Raw genomic sequence first — 19,843 nt, forward strand, 5'->3', positions numbered from 1 at the left:
TGATTTAAAATAAGCGCTTCTACTTTTTATTCTAAATTGGTGAGCCCGGTGGGATTGGCAGCACTTTAAAGTTGTTTGGCCATTGCCCTTTAATTAAAAACTGATTTACTTGCTCAGCTAAATATTGCTTAAACGCACTCTCGCCAGTACTTGTATGGCTCAGCATTGAGTTTTGGTTAAAGTCTTCACTTAACTTAACTAAGTAGTAACGTAACTGCGCTTGCACTTCAGGGCTTACACTATCGCTTGCTACTAAATCAGCCATGGCTTTTGCAGTTAAAAATTGCACGCGCTGAGTGATTTTACCTGTCATTGTATTAGGTGATGACGCGTTAAACACTTGGCTATATAGCTCCTCAAGCAACTCATCTAAACTATAAAAGTCATTACTACGCGCTTGCTGCTGCGCTAGGCGGTTTAAACGTTGTGCGTTTAATAAAAGCGACAAGCTGTGCTGCACTGCAACCTCGGGTAATGCCATTGCATCGAGCGTTAACCCTGTGCGCCCCACTATGCTCTCGCGCGACTTAGACTCGCCATACGCTTTTGGCGGAATTAGCGATAGTACCGATTCAGGAAGTAATAAGTTACTTGGCTTAAGCGTTGCAAAAATAGCGTTTACCGCTTCTTGCTGTGTTTTTTTATTAACGACTTGTGCGCCTTTTACGGGTGAATCACCACGTGTTTCGTATTCGTAATCAACACCGGCTATAAGCTTAACCGCAGCCTCAACCTGAAAACGGTGAAACAGATAAAGCGGAACTAGTTTTTCCTCTAATTGCGATAATGAGTCGCCCGTTTTAATATTATTAATACCAAACTTCGAAAGCGCTTTTTTACGTACGTCGAGAACTCTTAAAAGCTCCTGAGAAGGATTAGTGCCGTTATCCCATAGATGAGCTGTTGGATGTGCGCCACCTTTAGCACGAGCGTCGCTATCTGATATAAACTCAAGGCCTTTGGCTTTGTTCTCTTTTAAAATAGCAGCAAGTTCTGCGCTTTCATCTTGGTTAGTAAAATCGCTATAGCCATATTTAATTACTTGGGTATCCCACACGCCCATGCCTGTTGCATAGCCGCGCGTTACATCAAGCTTACCTTGTTCATTAAAACTAAGTAGCGGATGTGGGTAATCCATTACTGAGGCTCTATCCCCTACCGATGCTGCAAAGTTATGAGCAATACCTAACGTGTGGCCAATTTCATGTGCGCTTAATTGGTGAATCCGATCAAGCGCCATTGCTTGCAAGTTTTTAGCAACTTCATTGCCTTTTAAATAAGGAGCAGCGAGTGCTTCAGCTATTAAAATATCTTGGCGAACACGCAATGAGCCAAGTGTTACATGCCCTTTAAGTATTTCACCTGTACGAGGGTCGATTACAGAACTTCCGTATGACCAACCACGCGTTGCACGGTGTACCCATTGAATGACGTTGTAACGAATATCCATAGGGTCGGCGCTACTTGGCAGCACTTTTACTATAAATGCATTTTTATATCCTGCAGCAGTGAATGCGTCGTTCCACCATTTCCCACCTTCAAGCAAAGCGCTTTTAACGGGCTCTGGAACGCCAGGATCAAGGTAATAAACAATTGGTTTAACAGGTTCACTAATAGGTAAACTTGAGTCCTTTTTAGTTAGACGATGACGCGGTATATAACGCACATACATAGACTCACCAAGCGGCGCTGCGTAATCTTTATGTTCTATACTCCAAAAACCTGATTGCGGATTAAACTTACGAGGCGTGTAGTTATCATCTGGTAATTGAATAAGTGAATGATGCATATGAACAGTAAGCGCATAAGGGTCGGCACTTACTTGGCGAACAAATTCACCTGGTTTTGTGCCCTTAAATGTAAGTACGGCTTCAAGCTCAGTGTTTTTTACAAATGCTTTTGAGCGATTCATATAAACGGCGCTACGTGATTCATCAAGGCTAAAGTTGCCTTGCTTACGTGCAGCAAGTGTGCGACTTACGCCATGTACATCACTTAATAAATAAGGCGTATAATCAATAAGTGCTGTGGCTTTATCCTCTGCAACCACTTTAAAACCAGCAAGTATACTTGATGCAAACGCTTCTTTAATACTTTGCTGTTCAGCCTTGTTACTTGTATTAGCACGATAGTAAGTATTTACAGCCCGCAGCATTACTTTGTCGCCAAAACGCTCAAACTGCACAAGGTGAGTATTACCAAGCTGACCTCTATCAAGGCCTATATCGTTAGAGCCAATACCGTAAGGCAAGCTTTGTTGCAGTAAAAATTGTTGTTCAAACTTATCAACTTTTAAATATACTTTTCCCTTTTGGGTATCGTAAAAAAACGAATAATAGCCCGGAAAATGATTCATTTGCGTAGTAAATTCATCAATTGACTTAAATGCTGCGTGCGCTTGAGTTATGATAGAGCACAGCACAGTAAAGAATATGTAACTTAGTAGTGGTATTTTTTTCATAATCTTATCTTTGTTATTTGTGTTTTAAGTACGATTAGGTGGTCCCATTATAGGGTGCTATTTAAACAATACAGTTATTTAAGACGAATTTCAGCGCTCTAAGCTAATCTCTCTCACATTATGATTGGTTTTAACACGTTATCAGGAAAATAGAATGCGTAGACTCCCTCCAGTATTACTTGAAGATGGTTGTTCAAGAGAACTTTTATCATTAATTCGAACAGTTTTAGCGGCATGTAAAGAAATTTCGTTTCGCGTTGGTCAAGGCGCGCTTTCTGGCGTATTAGGCTCAACCCTTGATGAAAACATTCAAGGTGAAACTCAAAAAAAGCTCGATGTATTATCTAATCAGCTGTTAAAAGATATTTTACTGGAATCAGGTACGGTTAAAGCAATCGCCTCTGAAGAAGAAGACTACACAGTAGCAGGTAACCCAGACGCTAAATTTATAGTGGCATTTGACCCACTCGATGGCTCGTCAAATACGGACATTAACTCACTTGTGGGTACTATATTTTCTATTATGGAAGCGCCTGAAGGTTCTGACGCTGCTGATCAAAGCATATTTATGCAGCCCGGCCATAAGCAAGTTGCTGCAGGTTACGTACTTTACGGGCCATCAACAATGCTTGCGCTGACTACAGGTAAAGGCACGCGCATGTTTACTCTTGATAAAACACAAGGCAGCTTTTTACTTACACAAGATTTTGCCGAAATCCCTGCTGATACAAACGAATTTGCCATTAATACGTCTAACCAACGCCATTGGCAGCCAGCTATGCAAAACTATATCAATGATTTGCTAGCAGGCGATACAGGCCCGCGCGCTAAAAACTTTAATATGCGCTGGATTGCAGCAATGGTGGGCGATGTACATCGCGTGCTTAGCCGTGGCGGTTTATTTACTTACCCTACCGACACCAAAGATCCTAAAAAGCCAAATAAATTACGCCTACTTTATGAAGCAAACCCAATGGCTATGTTAGTAGAGCAAGCTGGCGGTATCGCATCAACCGGTACCGAGCGTATTATGGATATTCAGCCTGATGCAATCCACCAGCGAGTAGCCGTTATTTTAGGTTCTAAAAACGAAGTAGAAACGTGCTTGGGATATCATAAATAATCGCTTAAAACGGTTGTCCTCAATTTAAAAAACCGCATTCAATTGAAGTGCGGTTTTTTTTAGGTGAGGTTTTACACCTCGCTTTTTAAACAAATCAAACTTTTACTAACGCAACTATTTGAGCAAGCTTTTGATGATTAAGCTCTCCCATTTGCTCGCTATTACTGAGCGCATAAATAAAACCTTCATGCTCAGTACAATCAATGTCATCTCGCGATTCAATTACGTTTGCCCAAAGCTCCAAATCATCTAAGTCTATTTCGTTACTTAAACAGCGTTTAAGCACATCAATTAAAACCTCGGTTGAGAGAGTATAGTGAGCTTTATTGCTATCAGCAGGGCTTGAAACGATAACCGATATAGCTTCGTCCCTTTGCTCTCCAAATGTAATAAATTCAGCTAATGCTTTTTGTGTATTCATAATATTTGTTATTATTGGCTCACTGTTACTAAAAAGAATTATAATGACTCAACTTAACTGCACTCAGTGTCACAGCACTCTAACGTGTAATGTAGACGATATATCAGCGTGTTGGTGCAATGAGCTGCCGGCTATTTTACCGCTTGATATCACAGCAACAAGTTGTTTATGCCGCAAGTGCACGCTTAATAAAATAAATACTTTTTTAGAGGGTGTTTATACACAACCTATTAAAACCCAAATAGACTTTGCAAAGCAATTTAGAGGTAACGACAATTTAATTGAAGGGCTCGACTACACCATGCAAAGTGGTTACATGATATTTAGTAAGTGGTTTTTTTTAAAGCGTGGTTCGTGCTGCAAAAATGGTTGTAAAAACTGCCCTTATGATTTTAAAAAGTAAAAGCTATTTAATACAACTACGAGCAAACATTGGTTTTTACCTTCTCATTTTCTTCTCTTTCACTTCTCCTTGTGAGTAATATTTTTAAGTACTGTTATTTACAAAGAGGTTTAGAGACGCTGCGGCTTTAACGTGAGCAAGCTCTAAACCCACAACACATCTACTTTTCTCCTGTGGCGATGGGTAATGAATCACTTGCACCCCACTCACTCCACGAGCCATCATAAACGCTTAAATTACTGTAACCACATTCGGTAGCAAATAACGCTAAAGCACACGCTGTAATACCTGAGCCACAGCTAAACTGTAACTGCCGCGCATCATCAACCACGTCACTAAATATCGCTTTAATTTCGGCAAGTGGTTTGGCTTCACCTTTATTAAGTAAATCCATAAAAGGCAACGAGCGACTATTTGGGATATGCCCGCTACGCATGCCTTTTCGGGGTTCACTTTCTTCGCCTGTAAAACGCTTATAAGCACGTGCATCTAGCGATACAATGCTGGGCTCATCAATTGCGTCAACCACTTGTTGGCTATTGATAAAATACTCAGGATTATAGCTTGCCGTAAAATCACCTTTACCTAACGATTTACTATAACCTTGCTGTGTGGCGTAACCACTCTCTAACCACTTTTTAAGGCCACCACTGAGTACTTTTACGTTGTGATGCCCCATAGCTTTAAACATCCACCACGCCCTTGCTGCGCTAAATAAACCGCCATCTTCGTATACAACTATAAACGAATCGTTATTTACGCCTGCATTTTGCATAACATGAGTAAATTGCTGCTCGCTGCATACCGTACTTGGTAAGGGGTTAGATCTATCGGCCAACTCATTTTTTATGTCAAAACGTTTAGCGTTGGGCAGCATTGCTTGTGGCGAATAAGTACCCAAAACACCTGGGCGCAGCATACCTGCATCAAATATCACTAATGCAGGATTATTAATTTGCTCGTGTAATTGCTGACAGCTAATTAGGTTTTTCACTACGATTCCTTATCACCATGATATTTAGCAAACTCATCATTACCCGTAAAACGCGCTTCAATCGCTTTAATGTGTTTATCTTCAGTGTGTTTCCAAACGCCAGGAATACAATATACATGTTCAATAAAGCTAAAAAACTTATCCTTTAATAATGTATTTGGTTGCCAGCCCTGCATTACTTCGTTCAGATTTGCTGCAAGCTGCTCTGCAGTGCTCGCATGCTTTACCAAACCCTCAATGCTGTAACAGGCTTGTCCAAGAGTTAAAACTCGTTTATTTAGCAGTAATGCTTCTAAGCCGACCGTTGAATTAATCGTTAATACGGCTTCTGCGCACTTAATCAAATCACTCGTTTGATTTCCATTAGCAAAAATTGCAATCGGATCTTTTTCATAAAGATGAGCGTAATGTTTATGCCACGACGGATGCTCTTTAAAAACCACTTTTAAACTTGGATCATTTAAGCTTTTGACGGCTTTAATCACCTCGTCGTAAAACATGTCCATAGAGTTTATCCACGGAGAAAAGCTAGCTAATTGAGTATCGTGAGGTACTTGAAAAGGCGCAAATATATAGCGTTCTGGCACATCGGCGCACTCAAATTCACAGCGCTTTTTATGATCAGCTCTTGGAATTAAATCCGGCGCAGAAAAGTTTAACTTATTTTGTGGGTCAAAATTTAGGTAAAAAGAAGGGTCACGGCTTAACGACGCATTATAGTTAATACCATTAGGGTCTAAACTGCTTGTACCGGGTAGTAAACCATTTTCATAATAAAACTGCTTTACACCTAATGCTTTTGCAGCCATAGCAACGGTTGTATTTGGAAGTTTATTGCCGTTCCAAATGACAATGTATTCAGGATTAGTCTCGCTTAATAAGGCTAAATACTTGGCGTATCGTAATCGTTCAAATAAAACTAAACCAGCACTATAAACCGCAGTAACGATAGAATTATTCCAAGTTGTATTACGTGCTCTTTTACGTTTTAGTTGAGAGTTGACTACACCAGTAAAATTAACTTGGAACGCATCTTTTAAATATTTCACAGCAGAAAGTTTAGGCGCTCCCATGATGTGTAATTGGCAATTCATCGACAATTTTTTGATTATTTTTTTATAGTATTTTGCGTGTACATTTTTGCGAGAAATAAATAGATAAGCCATACAAGCTATATTTGCCAATTGTTGTTTTTATGAAATAATTCTATGTGGACAATGCAATCAAAGCAAGGTTCCCTTTACTTAATAATTACTTTGAAAGCTTTATAGTTACATTTTTATGATTTCATCACGAAGGGGCGCCATTCTAGAAAGAATATCGTTTTGTAAGCTATGGCTAACATCTTGCTCATTCATTGCATTTATAAGCAAATCAACAACATGATTAAAATCTTTCTCTGTAATATGCATACCAGTATGAATTGCCACCATAGAGTCACCATCGTATGTACACGGGCCCTCTACTAACATGCACATATGATTAATAAATCCTTGGCGGAAATGCGCTATATTACTGTGTTCAAAGTAATGAATTATCTGCTCGTCATTGCCTATTTGATAGATAAAGCTATCAACTATTCTGCCTATCCCAGCTTTACCATCCAGCTTTTGATAAAGTGAGAGCTTAGTAGAATTTGCACACCCACTAAGCAACCCTAAACAAATCAAAAAAATACCAACGCTTTTCATTACCAATACCCTGTAACCGATAAATACCAACCTGTTTGATCGTCAGCCCCTGCAATGCTTCCTAAATCAAGGTAAGCCGCAGTCACACTCACATGCTTGTTAGGCATCCACGCTACAAATAAGTCTTTCCAATCTTGTTCGCCTAAGTTTAAGTTATTTGATTTTTGACGATACTCAACACCTACGGCTATTTCGCGACTCAAAAATAGTGCTGTGCTGCCTTCAAATAATACTTTTCCGCTAGTATTTTCTCCACCGTAACCAAGTAAACCAAGTTGATTAGCTTCACTGTATCTTGTAGTTACGTTCCAAAACCAGTTATAGCCAGCAATAGCTCCTAAATGTAATTTACTAGCAGCGAGGTAGTAGTCAGTACCGCTAGTCTCTTCTGCGCCTACAAGTGTTGCAATACTGCCATCATCCAGTGATTTATGCTGAATCCCTAAGCTAAGCTGTGGCCAATCACTGTAAACAATATCGCCGTACAAACGTATTTTAGCACCTGTAATTGATTGCTCTATTTCAGCATCAAGTGCTGGTACATCAAAGCGCTGTTGGGCATAACTAAGCTCAACACGATTAAATAAATTAAGTTGTGCACCACATACGTCAAGTGTGTAGTCGGTTACATCTGCGCGACTAAAAAAGCCATTTACCGAAAATTCATCATCACTTGCGTACCCAGCAAGTTGTGCCCACGGTACAATCCCCCCGCCGCCACTGCCTTCAATTTGAGAAACTCCCGGCGTAGCTAGCAGTTTTCCATTGCTTGCAATGCTCGGCACACTAACTATTAAAAACAAACTTGCTAATAAGTATTTAATTTTTTGCATAGTATTCCTCCAGCCATTCTTCTAATAGTTCTGCTTTTAAAGGCCTACTTAAGTAATAGCCTTGTGCATGGTCGCACTGCATGCCTCTAAGTAAATTTAATGAGCCAAGCGTTTCAACCCCTTCAGCTACAACCGAGAAACCTAGCTGATGTCCCAACGTAATTGATGATTGCACTATAAATTGATCTTTTTGCGATTCATCAAGTTTTAGGATAAAGCACTTATCTAGCTTAAGCTCATCAATAGGCAGCATTTTTAATCTACCAAGTGATGTTTGCCCTACACCATAATCATCTAATGATATTTTAACGCCAATTGCCTTTAGGTTTTCGAGCGCTTTAATACCTTTTTCTTCGTTTTCGATCATATCGCGCTCAGTAAGCTCAATAGTGATCAGCTTAGAATCTAATTTGTACTTTTTAAGCGTGCGAACTAATGCAGCGTGAAAGCCCGGAAATGCTATATCTTGCGCAGATACATTTATTGCAGCCTGTAAGTTTATATTTTTAGACTGCCAATCAGCTACTTGTGCTACAACCGTATTAACAACCCACCCAGTAAGCTCAACAATAAGCCCCGACTGCTCGGCTAAGTCAATAAACAGTTCAGGATTAACCCAGCTACCATCTTTTCGCTGCCAGCGAATAAGCGACTCAACTTTATCTATTTTTTGCGATTTCAAATGTAATTTTGGCTGATAAGTCATAAACAATTGACCATCGTCATCACTAATAGCCTGCTTTAGTTCATCAAGCATTATTAAGCGCTCTAAGTGCGCTTCGTCTTCGCCATTTTGATAGTAATGTATGCTCTCTTGTGTGTTGGCAGCACTTTCAACTGCAATTAGCACACGGCGCATTAAGTCATCACTTGCAATACCTTGTGTAGGATACTGCACAATGCCTGCACTAAAGCGTAAGTTAATTTTTAGTTTTTGAATGGTGTAGCACGCTTGTAATTGTGCCATTAAGCCAACAATACCGCTTTTTTGCTCGCGCGCTGCCGCAGTCGGAAACACAGTTAAAAACTCATCGCCGCCAATACGGGCATGAAAGCCCCCTAACTCATCCGAAAACTCACTTATTCTGCAAGCAACGGCCTTTAGGCAGTCATCACCAATGCGCGGACCGAGCTTATCGTTTATATGGCGAAGACCTTTTATGTCTATTGCAACGAGCGTGTACTCGGCTGATGAATCTAACTCATCATCAAGCACCTCAAGCATTGCTGAGCGGTTATAAAAGCCTGTTAGGGAGTCATGACGGGCTTGAAAGCTAATTTGTTGCTCGCGCTGATTAATATCATTACCCATGCTATCAAACGCTGCGACTAGCGTGTCTATTTCGGTACTTTGCCTTTGCCCTTTAAATTCAAAAGCATAATTCCCTTGTGCAAATTGCCTTGCTATTACAGCTAGTTGAGTAAGTGGCGTAGTTAAATTATTTGCAAATATGCTGCTTGTAATAACACCTACAAACATAGTTAAAATAGCTAAAATAATAAGTGTAAAAAGCAGTTTTTCGAAATCACTATAACTTTGTGTTAAATCGGCACTCAGCAAAATAATTATGGGATGGGTCAACAACGATGGTAAATCTATTTCTCGGTTACGAAACACTAAATACTCACCAAAAAACCGCGATGTGGTTACGGTACTAAAATAGCTAACAGGTTCAAATTGCTCAGGACGATTAGCTAATGAGCTAATAACAATATCGTCAGCACTGCCTATAAAACTTACATCCATGCCTGTTAAGCTTTTTAGTTCATGGGCTACATTGTCGTCAATTTTAAAGCCCACCAAACTATAGGCTACTGTACGTGGCGCTTTTACAGGTAATAAAATAATTTGATACAGCTCGTTATTAAGCACCACAAAACTAGACTCTTCTGGCGCACTTAAAAGCTCTTCCATCAAGGGCTTTAAGTTGTGTGCAAAAACGTCTTCGTCAGTATTGGCGGAAATTAGCTTACCCGATAAATCAAGTAACAACATTAATTCGGCATCAATACGCTGACTGTGATTAAACAACACGCTGCTGATTGTACCTGCATCTCGCGTTGCTACAGCTTGCTTAAAACCAAAATCGGAGGTGAGTACTTTTGCAGCGGTTAACAGTAGGCTTTCTTTTGACTTTAAATATTGCTTATAAACATTTTGCGCTACGGTAATATCTTGATTTACTTTTTCTTCTTGAAATTTACTCGTAGACCACCAAAAACTAAACAAGCTGACCATAGTGGTTAATAACACTAAGCCAACACATAAAATGGTTATGCGATTTCGTAAACTATTAGTCATTACCAGCCTTAAACTTACTACCAAAGGTATTTCTGGGTGCTGGAGTTGATGTGTTTACTGTTATCTGTAACTGTTTTTGAGAATTAATTGTTATCATTTTTTTATTCTCCAATGGTGCTGTTTGTAATGGATGCCACACACTCACTTGTGCAGGCAGTGTATTAATAGGCAAATTTACATAGCCTTTTTTATCTGTTTTATATACGAATTCGCTGTTAGCTACATAAATATAGCCAACCATAGAGTCATGTATATTACACCCCAAAACAACAACCCCTTGTTGCTCAAACGTAATGGGCTCTTTTGGTTGGCCTGAATATAATCTTAGTTGAAAAGGCTTAGCTTGTGAAAAAGAATAAACATGATGGCGAATATTATCGCTGTTAGGAAAGTTAACTTTTTGACCCTGTTGTACAACTAATAATTCGGGTAAAAACTGCTTATGGACTTGATCCATTATAGCAATGGGCAAATTTGATGGTGTGGCTTGTTTACCAGCAATATTAAGCTCAACCACAGCACCTGATAACTTTTGGCCGTGTTGATCTTCTATTACTAATTCAATATTCGCACTTAAAGCAAACTGACTAAAAAACAAACCTATAGCTAAAAAGTAATGACTTTTAGCAAACTTTTGCAATGCCCGTTCAAACATAACAATACCTAAACATTAATGTTAGGTTAAGTTAATTAGAGACGAGCACTAATTGCAAGAATTATAGCCCAGTAACTAAAAATAAAGATTTATTTACTGGCTTTATTAGCACTTAAGTGCTGTTATTTAACAATTAATCCGTAATCGTTATCTAAAATAGTAATAACTTCTTGGCGAGGATCTTCAGGGATCACGATATCTCTGCCAACAATTTTACTCGCTATGCCAACATAGGTATTTGACACTTCAAGCATTACTGATTCTGGTAAAATATAATCTTTAGCTAACTGCTCACGCTCACTCATGCGATCTTTATTTAATAATACGTCGCTCTCTGGCACGTTATTAATCAGTAATTGACGAAAGCCTTCTTTAGAATTTTCAACAATTTTACCGTCTTTGTAAGCGGCTTCATCCCAAATACGTGACGAATCAGGCGTGCCTACTTCATCAATATATATAAGCTGTTGCGCGCCATTTAAATCCTCTACATAACCAAACTCAAATTTAGTATCTACAAAAATTTGGTCAAGCTTCGCTAGTTCATCACTAATTAATTTAAAACCTTCAACTAACAGTTTTTCGTATTTGGTTACATCATCTGCCGATTTAAAGTTAAATACATCTAAGTTATTAGTAATATTAGCGCGAGTAATATTTACATCATCAACAGGCGGAATATCAGCAACGCCTTCAATAATACCTTTTGTTGACGGCGTAATTAAAACGTTATCAAGCTTTTGGTTCGCTTTTAAACCCTCTGGTAATTCAATACCACAAAAGTTACGTATGCCTTTAGCGTAATCGCGCCACATGCTACCCGTAATATATTGGCGAGCAATTGCCTCTACCTTCACTGTACTGGCTTTACGTACAATCCACACATACGGATGCGGAATATCTACAATATGATTGCCCGCAAGACCCGCTTTATCAAATAACTTAAACCAATGGGCTGCCACTGAGTTTAGCGCTATACCTTTACCTGGTACGCCATTTAAACCGTTTTCGCCCTGCCAAATGCAATCAAATGCAGAAATTCGGTCTGAAATAACCATAATAGCAAGCTCAGTACCTGTCGGTACTTGGTAGCCTTTATCTTTAATTAATCGTGCGCTGTCTTCATCAGTTAACCAATAAACTGAACGAACTTTACCGCTGTGTACTTCACCTTTGGTACGAATGGGTAAATCATCGTTTACGTCTAAAACTTTATAGCTAGTCATGCTATCTCCGGGGTTAGGGATGCTCTTTGAGCAAAGTATGGTATGGGGTTATATGGGCTGTATAATAATCTAGCCAACCTCAAAGCTCAATCGGATGCTTAAAACAAATAAAGGCATATATTTATAAGCGAGTCGCAATGGGGTAAACTTAATGTGCTAACCAGCCTGAGGAGATAGCTTGAACTACTTAACTGCCACTAAAAATAAAAAATACTTAATGTATATTTCTCAGAATTATTCATACGCTATCTTGAGACCTTTGCAGGCGCAAATATTGACACATGGTGGTGAAGTACGCTGGTTTTTAGCGGGTAGCGAAGTAAACCCCGATTTTTTAACCACAGACGAGCCACGTTTACATACCATAAAAGATGTAAAAAGCTGGGCTCCAAACATTACGTTTATACCGGGTAATATAGTACCTAGCTTTATTCCAGGTAAAAAAGTAGCTGTATTTCATGGTTTTAATTCTGAAAAGCGCAGCTCTGAAGGTAATCGTGGTCATTTTACTATTCGTGGTTGTTACGATTTATATTGTACGCAAGGCCCAAATACAACAACCCGATTTAAAGAGCTAGCTAAGCAGCATGGTTTCTTTAAAGTAACTGAAACTGGCTGGCCAACACTCGATCCACTTTTTAGTAACACTTCAAATAATCCTTATGTAAGCGACGACCCTCGCCCTACTTTACTTATATGCTCTACTTTCTCACGAAAGCTATCACTTGCTCCTAAATTATATGAGCAAATAAAACATTTTAGTGAGCAAGGTAAGTGGCGTATTTTGATGCAGTTTCATCCTAAAATGCCTGCCGAATGGGTTAATAAATATAAAGCGCTGAGTAACGAAAATCTAACATTTATTGAAACCGATAACGTTTTGCCGTTACTGCAAGCTGCTGATGTTATGCTGTGCGATACATCGTCAGTTCTTTTAATGTTTTTACTACTACGTAAACCGGTAGTCACGTTTTGTAATCAAAAACCACTTCCTCATTTACTTGATATTACCGACGCAGATGAAGTAGAAGCAGCTATTGAACACGTGCTTACTAAACCTAGTGATTTAATGCAAAATATTGAAAGCTATTGCCAGGAACTTCATCCGTATACCGATGGCCAATCTAGCCAACGCGTATTAAATGCAGCTAATGAATTTTTACAAAGTAACGAAAAACTAAAACCCAAGCCATTAAATATAATAAGACAGCTAAAAATGCGTAAAGATCTAAACTACTGGGGTTGGTAATCGGATAATGATAAACCTAAAAAATGTTACTTTTAAGTGGCATAAAAGCGATAGCTCTCCCACGCTCAACATAAAAGAGCTAGTTATTGAAAAAGGTGAGCATATTTTTTTGTATGGCCCTAGTGGCTCTGGTAAATCGACACTATTAGCGATTCTTGCTGGTATTAACACTGTCACTAGCGGTGAAGTGTTAATTCTAAATAAAAACCTCAGTACACTAAGTAATACTACCCGTGATGCGTTTAGAGCGGATCACATTGGCTATATTTTTCAAAACTTTAACTTACTCCCTTATTTATCACTTATTGAAAATATAACGCTTGGGTGTGAGTTTTCAAAAATCCGAAAACAAAAAATATTAAAGCAATCATCAAATAAAAGCGCTGCCTTACAAAATGAAGCGATACGGTTATTAAATGCTTTAGGCCTTACTGCCCAGTATCACCATAAAGATGTAGCGACACTGAGTATTGGACAGCAACAGCGCGTTGCTGCCGCTCGCGCATTTATAGGCAGCCCTGAACTAATAATTGCTGATGAGCCCACATCTGCACTCGATACAAATAACCGTGAGAGCTTTATAAAGCTACTGTTTGAACAAGCAAAGTTATCTAATAGTACGCTGGTATTTGTGAGCCACGATGAAACACTAAAGCCTTTATTTAACCGCTCCATTGATCTTATAAATTTGCAGGAGCAGGTATGATTCTCGCTAAACTTGCTTACAAAAGCTTATTAAATCGCCGCGCAAGTGTACTGCTTACATTATTTACTATCGCAATTAGTGTAATGCTACTTTTGAGTATTGAACGTGTACGAATTGATGCTAAAAGTAGTTTTAGTAATACTATTTCGGGCACTGATTTAATTGTTGGTGCGCGTACCGGCGATATACAGTTGCTGCTTTCGTCAGTATTTAGAATTGGCCATACTAATAACGGCGTAAGTTGGAAAAGTTATCAATACATAACAAGTCAGCGAGGCGTAAAATGGAGCATACCTATAAGCCTAGGCGACAGCCATAAAGGCCAAGCGGTACTAGGCACAACACTTGATTACTTTAGCCATTATCGCTTTGCAAAAAAACAAAATTTAACCTTTAACAAAGGCCACCCTTTTGCCGCAATTAACGAAGTGGTGCTAGGTAGCGAAGTTGCAAATAAACTAGGCTACAAACTTAACGACTCTATTGTTATATCGCACGGCATGGGGAACACCAGTTTTCATCATCATGACGATAACCCATTTAAAGTCGTCGGCATTTTAAACCCGACAGGCACGCCAGTTGATAAAACGCTGCACATTCCTTTGGCTGCAATCGATTTAATTCACGGCGGTAAAGCGAGCCATGAGCATGAGCATGAGCATGACGAACATAACAACCTAGTTGGTCACCCTAAGCAAATTACAGCATTTTTAATGGGATTTAATTCGCCTTTGTACACATTACAAATTAGGCGCAATATAAATCAATATAAGCCAGAAGCCCTGCTTGGCATTATGCCAACCGTAACACTTAAAGAGTTATGGGAAATGCTCGCCATAGTAGAAAAAATACTATTACTATTCTCAGCTGTTGTCGTGTTAGTTAGCTTACTTGGTATGTTAACGACATTGCTTGCAAATCTGAGCCAGCGACGTCGCGAACTTGCTATATTGCGCTCAGTAGGCGCTCGCCCTTGGCATTTATTTACACTTATAAGTATTGAGTCATTACTGACAACTTTACTTGGTTGCCTAGTGGGTAGTGCACTTTACTATTTAGTTATTTTTTCAGCCGGCGGTTACTTACAAAGCCATGCCGGTATAAGCGTAAATCTCACAATGCTCTCTTACTATGAACTGGGCTTAATCGGGGTTATTATGGCCGCAGGTTTTGTTATTGGCTTAATACCCGCTACTCGCGCTTATTTTTATTCACTCAGCGATGGCATGAGTATAAAAGCATAATTTTTAGGTATTTTATGACATTTTTTAAAACAGCTTTTCAATACATTGCTGCTATTAGCTTATTATTTATAAGCGTAGCGAGCTGTGCCAATCCACCAAAAGAAATTTTTTGGGAAGACTTAATTCCCAAAGGTCATATGCAAATAGACACTCAAGCACAAGCTAATCACGAAGGCAGCGATCAAAACTGGGTGCAACCCGATTTAGATGCTCCAGTGGTAAAAGCGCTTGATGGTCAATCGGTAAGTTTGCCAGGTTTTGTTGTGCCACTTGAGGGCGATAGCGAAGTCATTACTGAGTTTTTACTCGTGCCTTATTTTGGCGCCTGTATACACGTACCACCACCACCGCCAAATCAAATAGTCCATGTAACGATTAAAGGTGGTGTGCCTATAGATAGTCTGTACGACGCAATCGTTGTAACCGGAATAATAAGCACAGAAACATGGTCGGGCGAAATCGCGCAGGTAGGATATAAAATGAAGGCAGTCGGTGTAGCACCGTTTGAGCTTTAAAATGAAGGGCCCGCTTTTAAAGCTGGCCCTTAAATCTCATTAAATTTAGAGTCGGTAAAATTCAAATAACTACTTTTGGCAATTTGAGCAAAAAATAGTACTGCGTTGCCCTAATCTAATTTCTTCTAATTCGTTTTCGCACGTCATACATGGCTTGCCTTTACGCCCATATACTAATAGCTCTTGAGCAAAATACCCAGGCTTACCATCACTTTGTGCAAAGTCTTTAAGCGTTGTACCACCTTGTGTAATAGCCGCTGCAAGTGTGTCTTTTATAATAGGGATAAGTGCTTGATAACGTTTGAGCGATACTTTCCCCGCTTCTCTCTTTGGATGTATACCCGCTTTAAATAACGATTCATTCGCGTAAATATTACCAACACCAACAACAACTGCGTTATCCATAATAAACTGCTTTACCGGTACTTTTTTATTGCGCGATTGTTCGTACACGCGTTTAGCAAAAAAATCATCGGTAAGCGGCTCAGGACCAAGCTTAGAGAGTAGCTTATGCACTTCACCGGGCTCTTGCCATAAGCAACAACCAAAACGACGAGGATCGTTCAAGCGCAGCGCCTTATTATTTCCAAATACAAATTCTACATGGTCGTGCTTTTTTAAAGGCTCACTTTTATCTACAACCCGCAAATTGCCTGACATACCCAAATGTAAAATAGTGCTCCCAAGCTCACAATGTAAAAGTAAATATTTAGCTCGTCGCTCAATACTTGTAACAATTAGCCCTTCAAGTTGATACACATCATCGGGCACTGGCCAGCGCATACTGGCATTGTAAATATTTACCTTTGTAACAACTTGGTTTTGTACGTGGGGAGTGATACCCATTCGGCTCACTTCTACCTCTGGTAATTCAGGCATTAATTAGACTCACTTTGTGAAAAATCAAAACTAGGGAATAACTGCTGAGCAGTTTTTAAATCGAGTGCGAGTATTCGCTGGCTTCTCTTTTCGAGTAAATAATATTGTCCATCGCCTTTGTAGAGCAAATAAACCCACGGCATACTTTCGCCAGCCAACTCAAATGTAGCAACGTATAAAGGTGCATTAGGATTAAAAACAACAGACTCATTAACCCCCATTAGCGCCGCGCTTTGCCATTGGTTAACTAAATCACTAAGCTGCTGCTCAGACGCTTTCCACACGAGCGGTATATCTTTTTGTAGTGGTGTTGTACGCCAACTTGTTCCTATTCGCTCAATTTTTTGATCAACAAATTGCAGTGTAAGTACAAAACTTTGCAGGGGGAGTACAGCTTGTAACGCTGGTTTATCCTCCCCTCCTAAAAATTGCTTATGCCAGCCATTTAAAAAGAAGATCATAATCAACATCGAAAATATTATAACGTTGTTCCAACCTTTACGGCCCAGTCGCATATAAATACACCTAATAAATTCAAGATTTTAAAGTGTAACTAAAACTTAATTGCGCTGTCTATATGTTAAAGGCCGCAGACTTTGTTAGAATATCGGCAAATTTAAAGGAGTTCCGTCAATGTCTATGTATGTAGTGGGCCATAAAATCCCAGATTCAGATTCTATTTGTGGTGCAATTGCACTGGCTTATTTAAAAAACCAAATTGATGAGCCAGCAATTCCAACTCGTCTTGGTGAAGTTTCACCTGAAACTCAATTTATCCTTGATAGATTTGGTTTTGAAGCACCAGAGCTTAAGTTAAGCTACGCTGGTGAAGATGTGTATATTGTAGATCACACAGAAAAAACACAAGCACCTGATGATATCGACCAAGCTCGCGTTGTTGGTGTGGTAGATCACCATAAATTAGGTGACTTAACATCATCGACTCCGCTTGAATGTTGGATTCGTCCTGTTGGTTGTTCAAACACCATTATTAAAATGATGTATGACTTCTACAACGTAGAAATCCCTAAAGACATCGCTGGTATCATGATGTGTGCAATTTTAAGCGACACAGTTATATTTAAATCGCCAACATGTACCACAGCCGATATTAAATGTGTTGAAGCGCTAGCTGAAATTGCAGGCATCGAAGACTTTAAAGAACTTGGTATGGATATGTTCCGCGTTAAATCTGCGGTAGAAGACACACCAGCGCGTGATTTAGTAATGCGTGACTTTAAAGATTTCAACATGAACGGTAACCTAGTAGGCATTGGCCAGCTAGAAGTAATCGACCTTGCTGTTTTTGACGATATTAAAGCAGACCTTGCAGCCGATATTGCTAAGCTAAAAGTTGAGGGCAACCGCCACTCTGTATTTTTACTGCTTACCGATATAATGAAAGAAGGCTCAGAAATGCTAATTGTATCTGACGATGCAAACTTAGTTGAGCAGGCTTACGGTGTAAAACCAGAGAATGATAAAGTATGGTTAGATGGTGTACTGAGCCGTAAAAAGCAAGTAGTACCACCACTACAAGATGCATTCACAAAAATCTAATGATACCAATTTTATTAAAAACATGATTATTTTATCGCATTAAATAAATCACTAATTTAATGCTATTGGTATAACATTTTTTGATTTAAAAGCCTTGTTGGTTATGCCAACGAGGTTTTTTTATGTCAATTCGCTAATCATAGTTTAAAAACAAAAAACCCAGCCTAAGCTGGGTTTTTAAATTCTAAAAGAAGAACTAAAATTACTTGATTTTAGCTTCTTTAAAAAGAACATGTTTACGAATCTTTGGATCAAACTTTTTGATTTCCATCTTCTCAGGCATGTTACGTTTGTTTTTGTCAGTAGTGTAGAAAAAACCAGTACCGGCAGTTGAAACTAAACGGATTTTATCGCGCATGATTCAGATCCTTAAACTTTAACGCCGCGAGCACGGATTTCTGTAAGAACCGTGTCGATGCCTTTTTTATCGATAATACGCATACCTTTAGTAGTAGTGCGTAATGTTACAAAACGTTTTTCACTTTCAACCCAAAAACGGTGTGTTTGTAGGTTAGGTAGGAAACGACGTCTAGTCGCGTTTCTCGCGTGTGAACGGTGATTACCAACCGCTGGACGCTTACCTGTAACTTGACATACTTTAGACATGTCTATATATCTCCAATAACTTCGCTCGAGCTTAATTTAATCTAAGGCCGTGTATTTCCGCCCTAGAGATAAATCGAAGGGCGCTCTTTATACAGCTTTTACAGGCAAAGATCAAACACTGATCTATCCAATCAGCTCATATATGTAAATTTGATAGCGGCTAATTATAAAGATCGAATGCCCTTAGGGAAAGTAAAAACTGCATTTAAATTAAACTAATTTGCCAAAACACGTTAAACAGCTCATTTTTAACACACTTATGTGTCTAACAAAGCTAAATCAGGCCTCGCTCGGCAAACGAAACACAGGTTTCTCCACCAACAATGATGTGATCGAGCACACTTATGTCGACCAATTGCAGTGCTTGCTGCAATTTATTAGTAATAAGTTTGTCTGCTTGGCTCGGTTCTGCAATACCACTTGGGTGATTATGCGCAAAAATAACAGCGGCTGCATTATTTTTAAGGGCAGCCTTTACCACTTCACGCGGATAAACACTGGCAGAATTAATTGTGCCATAAAAAAGTATTTCGTCTTTTACTAATCTATTTTGGCTATCTAGGTATAACACCATAAATACTTCTTGTTGCAAGCCTCGCATTTGAATTGTTAGATAGTCATAAACTGAGTTAGGCGAATTAAACACTGCATCTCGTTGGCAACGCTCCTGCATATAACGTTGGCTTAGCTCTAATACAGCTTGTAGCTGCACATACTTAGCGGTCCCTAACCCCTTTTGAGAGCAAAACTCCTCAATACTGGCATTAAACAAATTATGTAGGGTTTTATTTTCATTTAATAGATGCTGAGCCAACTCAATTACATTCATTCCTGGTAACCCTGTTCGTAAAAATATGGCAAGGAGCTCAGCATCAGTAAGCGCTTTAGCTCCTTTCGCGATGAGTTTTTCACGAGGTCGAAGTGAGTTTGGAAGTGAAGTAAGTTGCATTGTTCATCCTTGAGAGGCGAAAGTGT

21 protein-coding genes are annotated in these 19,843 nt (G+C 39.2%); 7 read left to right on the top strand and 14 right to left on the bottom strand.

Annotated features, from left to right (window positions below):
* Positions 1-31: 31 nt before the first annotated feature.
* The gene (locus H5090_RS09430) at positions 32-2,461 is read right to left on the bottom strand and encodes a zinc-dependent metalloprotease (protein ID WP_182695549.1); all 2,430 of its coding nucleotides are present in this window, start codon (positions 2,459-2,461) and stop codon (positions 32-34) included.
* 154 nt (positions 2,462-2,615) lie between these two features.
* Here H5090_RS09430 and H5090_RS09435 point away from each other — a divergent pair, with 154 nt between their 5' ends.
* Entirely contained in the window at positions 2,616-3,584 is a 969-nt protein-coding gene (locus H5090_RS09435; protein WP_154903726.1) for a class 1 fructose-bisphosphatase, read from the top strand.
* Positions 3,585-3,678: 94 nt separating this feature from the next.
* Here the strand turns inward: H5090_RS09435 and H5090_RS09440 are convergent, their stop codons facing one another.
* Entirely contained in the window at positions 3,679-4,005 is a 327-nt protein-coding gene (locus H5090_RS09440) for a hypothetical protein (protein ID WP_024596017.1), read from the bottom strand.
* A gap of 43 nt (positions 4,006-4,048) precedes the next feature.
* On the opposite strand from H5090_RS09440, the gene H5090_RS09445 reads away from it, so the two are divergent.
* A complete protein-coding gene (locus tag H5090_RS09445) occupies positions 4,049-4,408 on the top strand; it encodes a DUF5522 domain-containing protein (RefSeq protein ID WP_182695550.1) in 360 nt (119 codons plus the stop codon).
* Positions 4,409-4,568: 160 nt separating this feature from the next.
* On the opposite strand, the gene H5090_RS09450 is transcribed toward H5090_RS09445, so the two are convergent.
* From H5090_RS09450 to H5090_RS09480, 7 genes are all read right to left on the bottom strand, one after another.
* Positions 4,569-5,402 carry a sulfurtransferase gene (locus H5090_RS09450; RefSeq protein WP_182695551.1) on the bottom strand — a complete coding sequence of 278 codons (834 nt, stop codon included), beginning with the start codon at positions 5,400-5,402 and terminating at the stop codon, positions 4,569-4,571.
* A complete protein-coding gene (locus tag H5090_RS09455) occupies positions 5,402-6,568 on the bottom strand; it encodes a capsular biosynthesis protein (RefSeq protein ID WP_182695552.1) in 1,167 nt (388 codons plus the stop codon). Before H5090_RS09455 ends, H5090_RS09450 begins: the two co-directional genes overlap by 1 nt.
* 105 nt (positions 6,569-6,673) lie before the next feature.
* The gene (locus H5090_RS09460) at positions 6,674-7,093 is read right to left on the bottom strand and encodes a group 1 truncated hemoglobin (RefSeq protein ID WP_024597015.1); all 420 of its coding nucleotides are present in this window, start codon (positions 7,091-7,093) and stop codon (positions 6,674-6,676) included.
* Positions 7,093-7,926, bottom strand: coding sequence for a DUF3034 family protein (locus H5090_RS09465; protein ID WP_182695553.1), 834 nt, complete (start codon positions 7,924-7,926; stop codon positions 7,093-7,095). The genes H5090_RS09460 and H5090_RS09465 overlap by 1 nt, the downstream gene beginning before the upstream one ends.
* Positions 7,913-10,228, bottom strand: coding sequence for an EAL domain-containing protein (locus H5090_RS09470; protein ID WP_182695554.1), 2,316 nt, complete (start codon positions 10,226-10,228; stop codon positions 7,913-7,915). Before H5090_RS09470 ends, H5090_RS09465 begins: the two co-directional genes overlap by 14 nt.
* The gene (locus H5090_RS09475) at positions 10,221-10,883 is read right to left on the bottom strand and encodes a methylamine utilization protein (RefSeq protein WP_004335512.1); all 663 of its coding nucleotides are present in this window, start codon (positions 10,881-10,883) and stop codon (positions 10,221-10,223) included. The genes H5090_RS09470 and H5090_RS09475 overlap by 8 nt, the downstream gene beginning before the upstream one ends.
* A gap of 122 nt (positions 10,884-11,005) precedes the next feature.
* On the bottom strand, positions 11,006-12,109 hold the full coding sequence (locus tag H5090_RS09480) for a phosphoribosylaminoimidazolesuccinocarboxamide synthase (protein WP_004335513.1): 1,104 nt from the start codon (positions 12,107-12,109) through the stop codon (positions 11,006-11,008).
* A gap of 178 nt (positions 12,110-12,287) precedes the next feature.
* Between H5090_RS09480 and H5090_RS09485 the strand changes: the two genes are divergently transcribed.
* Genes H5090_RS09485 through H5090_RS09500 form a run of 4 tightly spaced genes read left to right on the top strand, consistent with a single transcriptional unit; the run spans position 12,288 to position 15,823 of the window.
* Entirely contained in the window at positions 12,288-13,358 is a 1,071-nt protein-coding gene (locus H5090_RS09485; RefSeq protein ID WP_182695555.1) for a CDP-glycerol glycerophosphotransferase family protein, read from the top strand.
* A 7-nt stretch (positions 13,359-13,365) separates the two neighbouring features.
* The gene (locus H5090_RS09490) at positions 13,366-14,064 is read left to right on the top strand and encodes an ABC transporter ATP-binding protein (protein ID WP_182695556.1); all 699 of its coding nucleotides are present in this window, start codon (positions 13,366-13,368) and stop codon (positions 14,062-14,064) included.
* Complete coding sequence (locus H5090_RS09495) at positions 14,061-15,308, top strand: ABC transporter permease (RefSeq protein WP_182695557.1); 1,248 nt, start codon at positions 14,061-14,063, stop codon at positions 15,306-15,308. The genes H5090_RS09490 and H5090_RS09495 overlap by 4 nt, the downstream gene beginning before the upstream one ends.
* 14 nt (positions 15,309-15,322) lie before the next feature.
* On the top strand, positions 15,323-15,823 hold the full coding sequence (locus H5090_RS09500; RefSeq protein ID WP_039488291.1) for a DUF3299 domain-containing protein: 501 nt from the start codon (positions 15,323-15,325) through the stop codon (positions 15,821-15,823).
* Between the two features lie 69 nt (positions 15,824-15,892).
* On the opposite strand, the gene mutM is transcribed toward H5090_RS09500, so the two are convergent.
* Positions 15,893-16,702, bottom strand: coding sequence for a bifunctional DNA-formamidopyrimidine glycosylase/DNA-(apurinic or apyrimidinic site) lyase (mutM, locus tag H5090_RS09505; protein ID WP_182695558.1), 810 nt, complete (start codon positions 16,700-16,702; stop codon positions 15,893-15,895).
* Positions 16,702-17,217: a hypothetical protein gene (locus tag H5090_RS09510; RefSeq protein ID WP_182695559.1), complete on the bottom strand. Its 516-nt coding sequence runs from the start codon at positions 17,215-17,217 to the stop codon at positions 16,702-16,704. The genes mutM and H5090_RS09510 overlap by 1 nt, the downstream gene beginning before the upstream one ends.
* 118 nt (positions 17,218-17,335) lie before the next feature.
* On the opposite strand from H5090_RS09510, the gene H5090_RS09515 reads away from it, so the two are divergent.
* Positions 17,336-18,262 carry a manganese-dependent inorganic pyrophosphatase gene (locus H5090_RS09515; RefSeq protein WP_004335532.1) on the top strand — a complete coding sequence of 309 codons (927 nt, stop codon included), beginning with the start codon at positions 17,336-17,338 and terminating at the stop codon, positions 18,260-18,262.
* A 202-nt stretch (positions 18,263-18,464) separates the two neighbouring features.
* Here H5090_RS09515 and rpmG read toward each other — a convergent pair whose 3' ends face one another.
* The 3 genes from rpmG to radC form a co-directional block, all read right to left on the bottom strand.
* Complete coding sequence (gene rpmG, locus H5090_RS09520; protein WP_004335545.1) at positions 18,465-18,620, bottom strand: 50S ribosomal protein L33; 156 nt, start codon at positions 18,618-18,620, stop codon at positions 18,465-18,467.
* An 11-nt stretch (positions 18,621-18,631) separates the two neighbouring features.
* Positions 18,632-18,868 (bottom strand): 50S ribosomal protein L28, encoded by a 237-nt coding sequence (gene rpmB / locus H5090_RS09525; RefSeq protein WP_004335549.1) that lies wholly within the window; start codon positions 18,866-18,868, stop codon positions 18,632-18,634.
* Between the two features lie 274 nt (positions 18,869-19,142).
* Positions 19,143-19,817: a DNA repair protein RadC gene (gene radC, locus H5090_RS09530; protein WP_007581936.1), complete on the bottom strand. Its 675-nt coding sequence runs from the start codon at positions 19,815-19,817 to the stop codon at positions 19,143-19,145.
* Positions 19,818-19,843 lie beyond the last annotated feature (26 nt).

Source organism: Pseudoalteromonas sp. SR43-5, from assembly GCF_014163835.1.
GTDB lineage: Bacteria > Pseudomonadota > Gammaproteobacteria > Enterobacterales > Alteromonadaceae > Pseudoalteromonas > Pseudoalteromonas distincta.

Excerpts from the sequence above, each read along its gene's own strand:
- H5090_RS09430 (WP_182695549.1), bottom strand. The coding sequence starts at position 2,461 with ATGAAAAAAATACCACTACTAAGTTACATATTCTTTACTGTGCTGTGC.
- H5090_RS09435 (WP_154903726.1), top strand. The coding sequence starts at position 2,616 with ATGCGTAGACTCCCTCCAGTATTACTTGAAGATGGTTGTTCAAGAGAA.
- H5090_RS09440 (WP_024596017.1), bottom strand. The coding sequence starts at position 4,005 with ATGAATACACAAAAAGCATTAGCTGAATTTATTACATTTGGAGAGCAA.
- H5090_RS09445 (WP_182695550.1), top strand. The coding sequence starts at position 4,049 with ATGACTCAACTTAACTGCACTCAGTGTCACAGCACTCTAACGTGTAAT.
- H5090_RS09455 (WP_182695552.1), bottom strand. The coding sequence starts at position 6,568 with ATGGCTTATCTATTTATTTCTCGCAAAAATGTACACGCAAAATACTAT.
- H5090_RS09460 (WP_024597015.1), bottom strand. The coding sequence starts at position 7,093 with ATGAAAAGCGTTGGTATTTTTTTGATTTGTTTAGGGTTGCTTAGTGGG.
- H5090_RS09465 (WP_182695553.1), bottom strand. The coding sequence starts at position 7,926 with ATGCAAAAAATTAAATACTTATTAGCAAGTTTGTTTTTAATAGTTAGT.
- H5090_RS09470 (WP_182695554.1), bottom strand. The coding sequence starts at position 10,228 with ATGACTAATAGTTTACGAAATCGCATAACCATTTTATGTGTTGGCTTA.
- H5090_RS09475 (WP_004335512.1), bottom strand. The coding sequence starts at position 10,883 with ATGTTTGAACGGGCATTGCAAAAGTTTGCTAAAAGTCATTACTTTTTA.
- H5090_RS09480 (WP_004335513.1), bottom strand. The coding sequence starts at position 12,109 with ATGACTAGCTATAAAGTTTTAGACGTAAACGATGATTTACCCATTCGT.
- H5090_RS09490 (WP_182695556.1), top strand. The coding sequence starts at position 13,366 with ATGATAAACCTAAAAAATGTTACTTTTAAGTGGCATAAAAGCGATAGC.
- H5090_RS09495 (WP_182695557.1), top strand. The coding sequence starts at position 14,061 with ATGATTCTCGCTAAACTTGCTTACAAAAGCTTATTAAATCGCCGCGCA.
- H5090_RS09500 (WP_039488291.1), top strand. The coding sequence starts at position 15,323 with ATGACATTTTTTAAAACAGCTTTTCAATACATTGCTGCTATTAGCTTA.
- mutM (WP_182695558.1), bottom strand. The coding sequence starts at position 16,702 with ATGCCTGAATTACCAGAGGTAGAAGTGAGCCGAATGGGTATCACTCCC.
- H5090_RS09510 (WP_182695559.1), bottom strand. The coding sequence starts at position 17,217 with ATGCGACTGGGCCGTAAAGGTTGGAACAACGTTATAATATTTTCGATG.
- H5090_RS09515 (WP_004335532.1), top strand. The coding sequence starts at position 17,336 with ATGTCTATGTATGTAGTGGGCCATAAAATCCCAGATTCAGATTCTATT.
- rpmG (WP_004335545.1), bottom strand. The coding sequence starts at position 18,620 with ATGCGCGATAAAATCCGTTTAGTTTCAACTGCCGGTACTGGTTTTTTC.
- rpmB (WP_004335549.1), bottom strand. The coding sequence starts at position 18,868 with ATGTCTAAAGTATGTCAAGTTACAGGTAAGCGTCCAGCGGTTGGTAAT.
- radC (WP_007581936.1), bottom strand. The coding sequence starts at position 19,817 with ATGCAACTTACTTCACTTCCAAACTCACTTCGACCTCGTGAAAAACTC.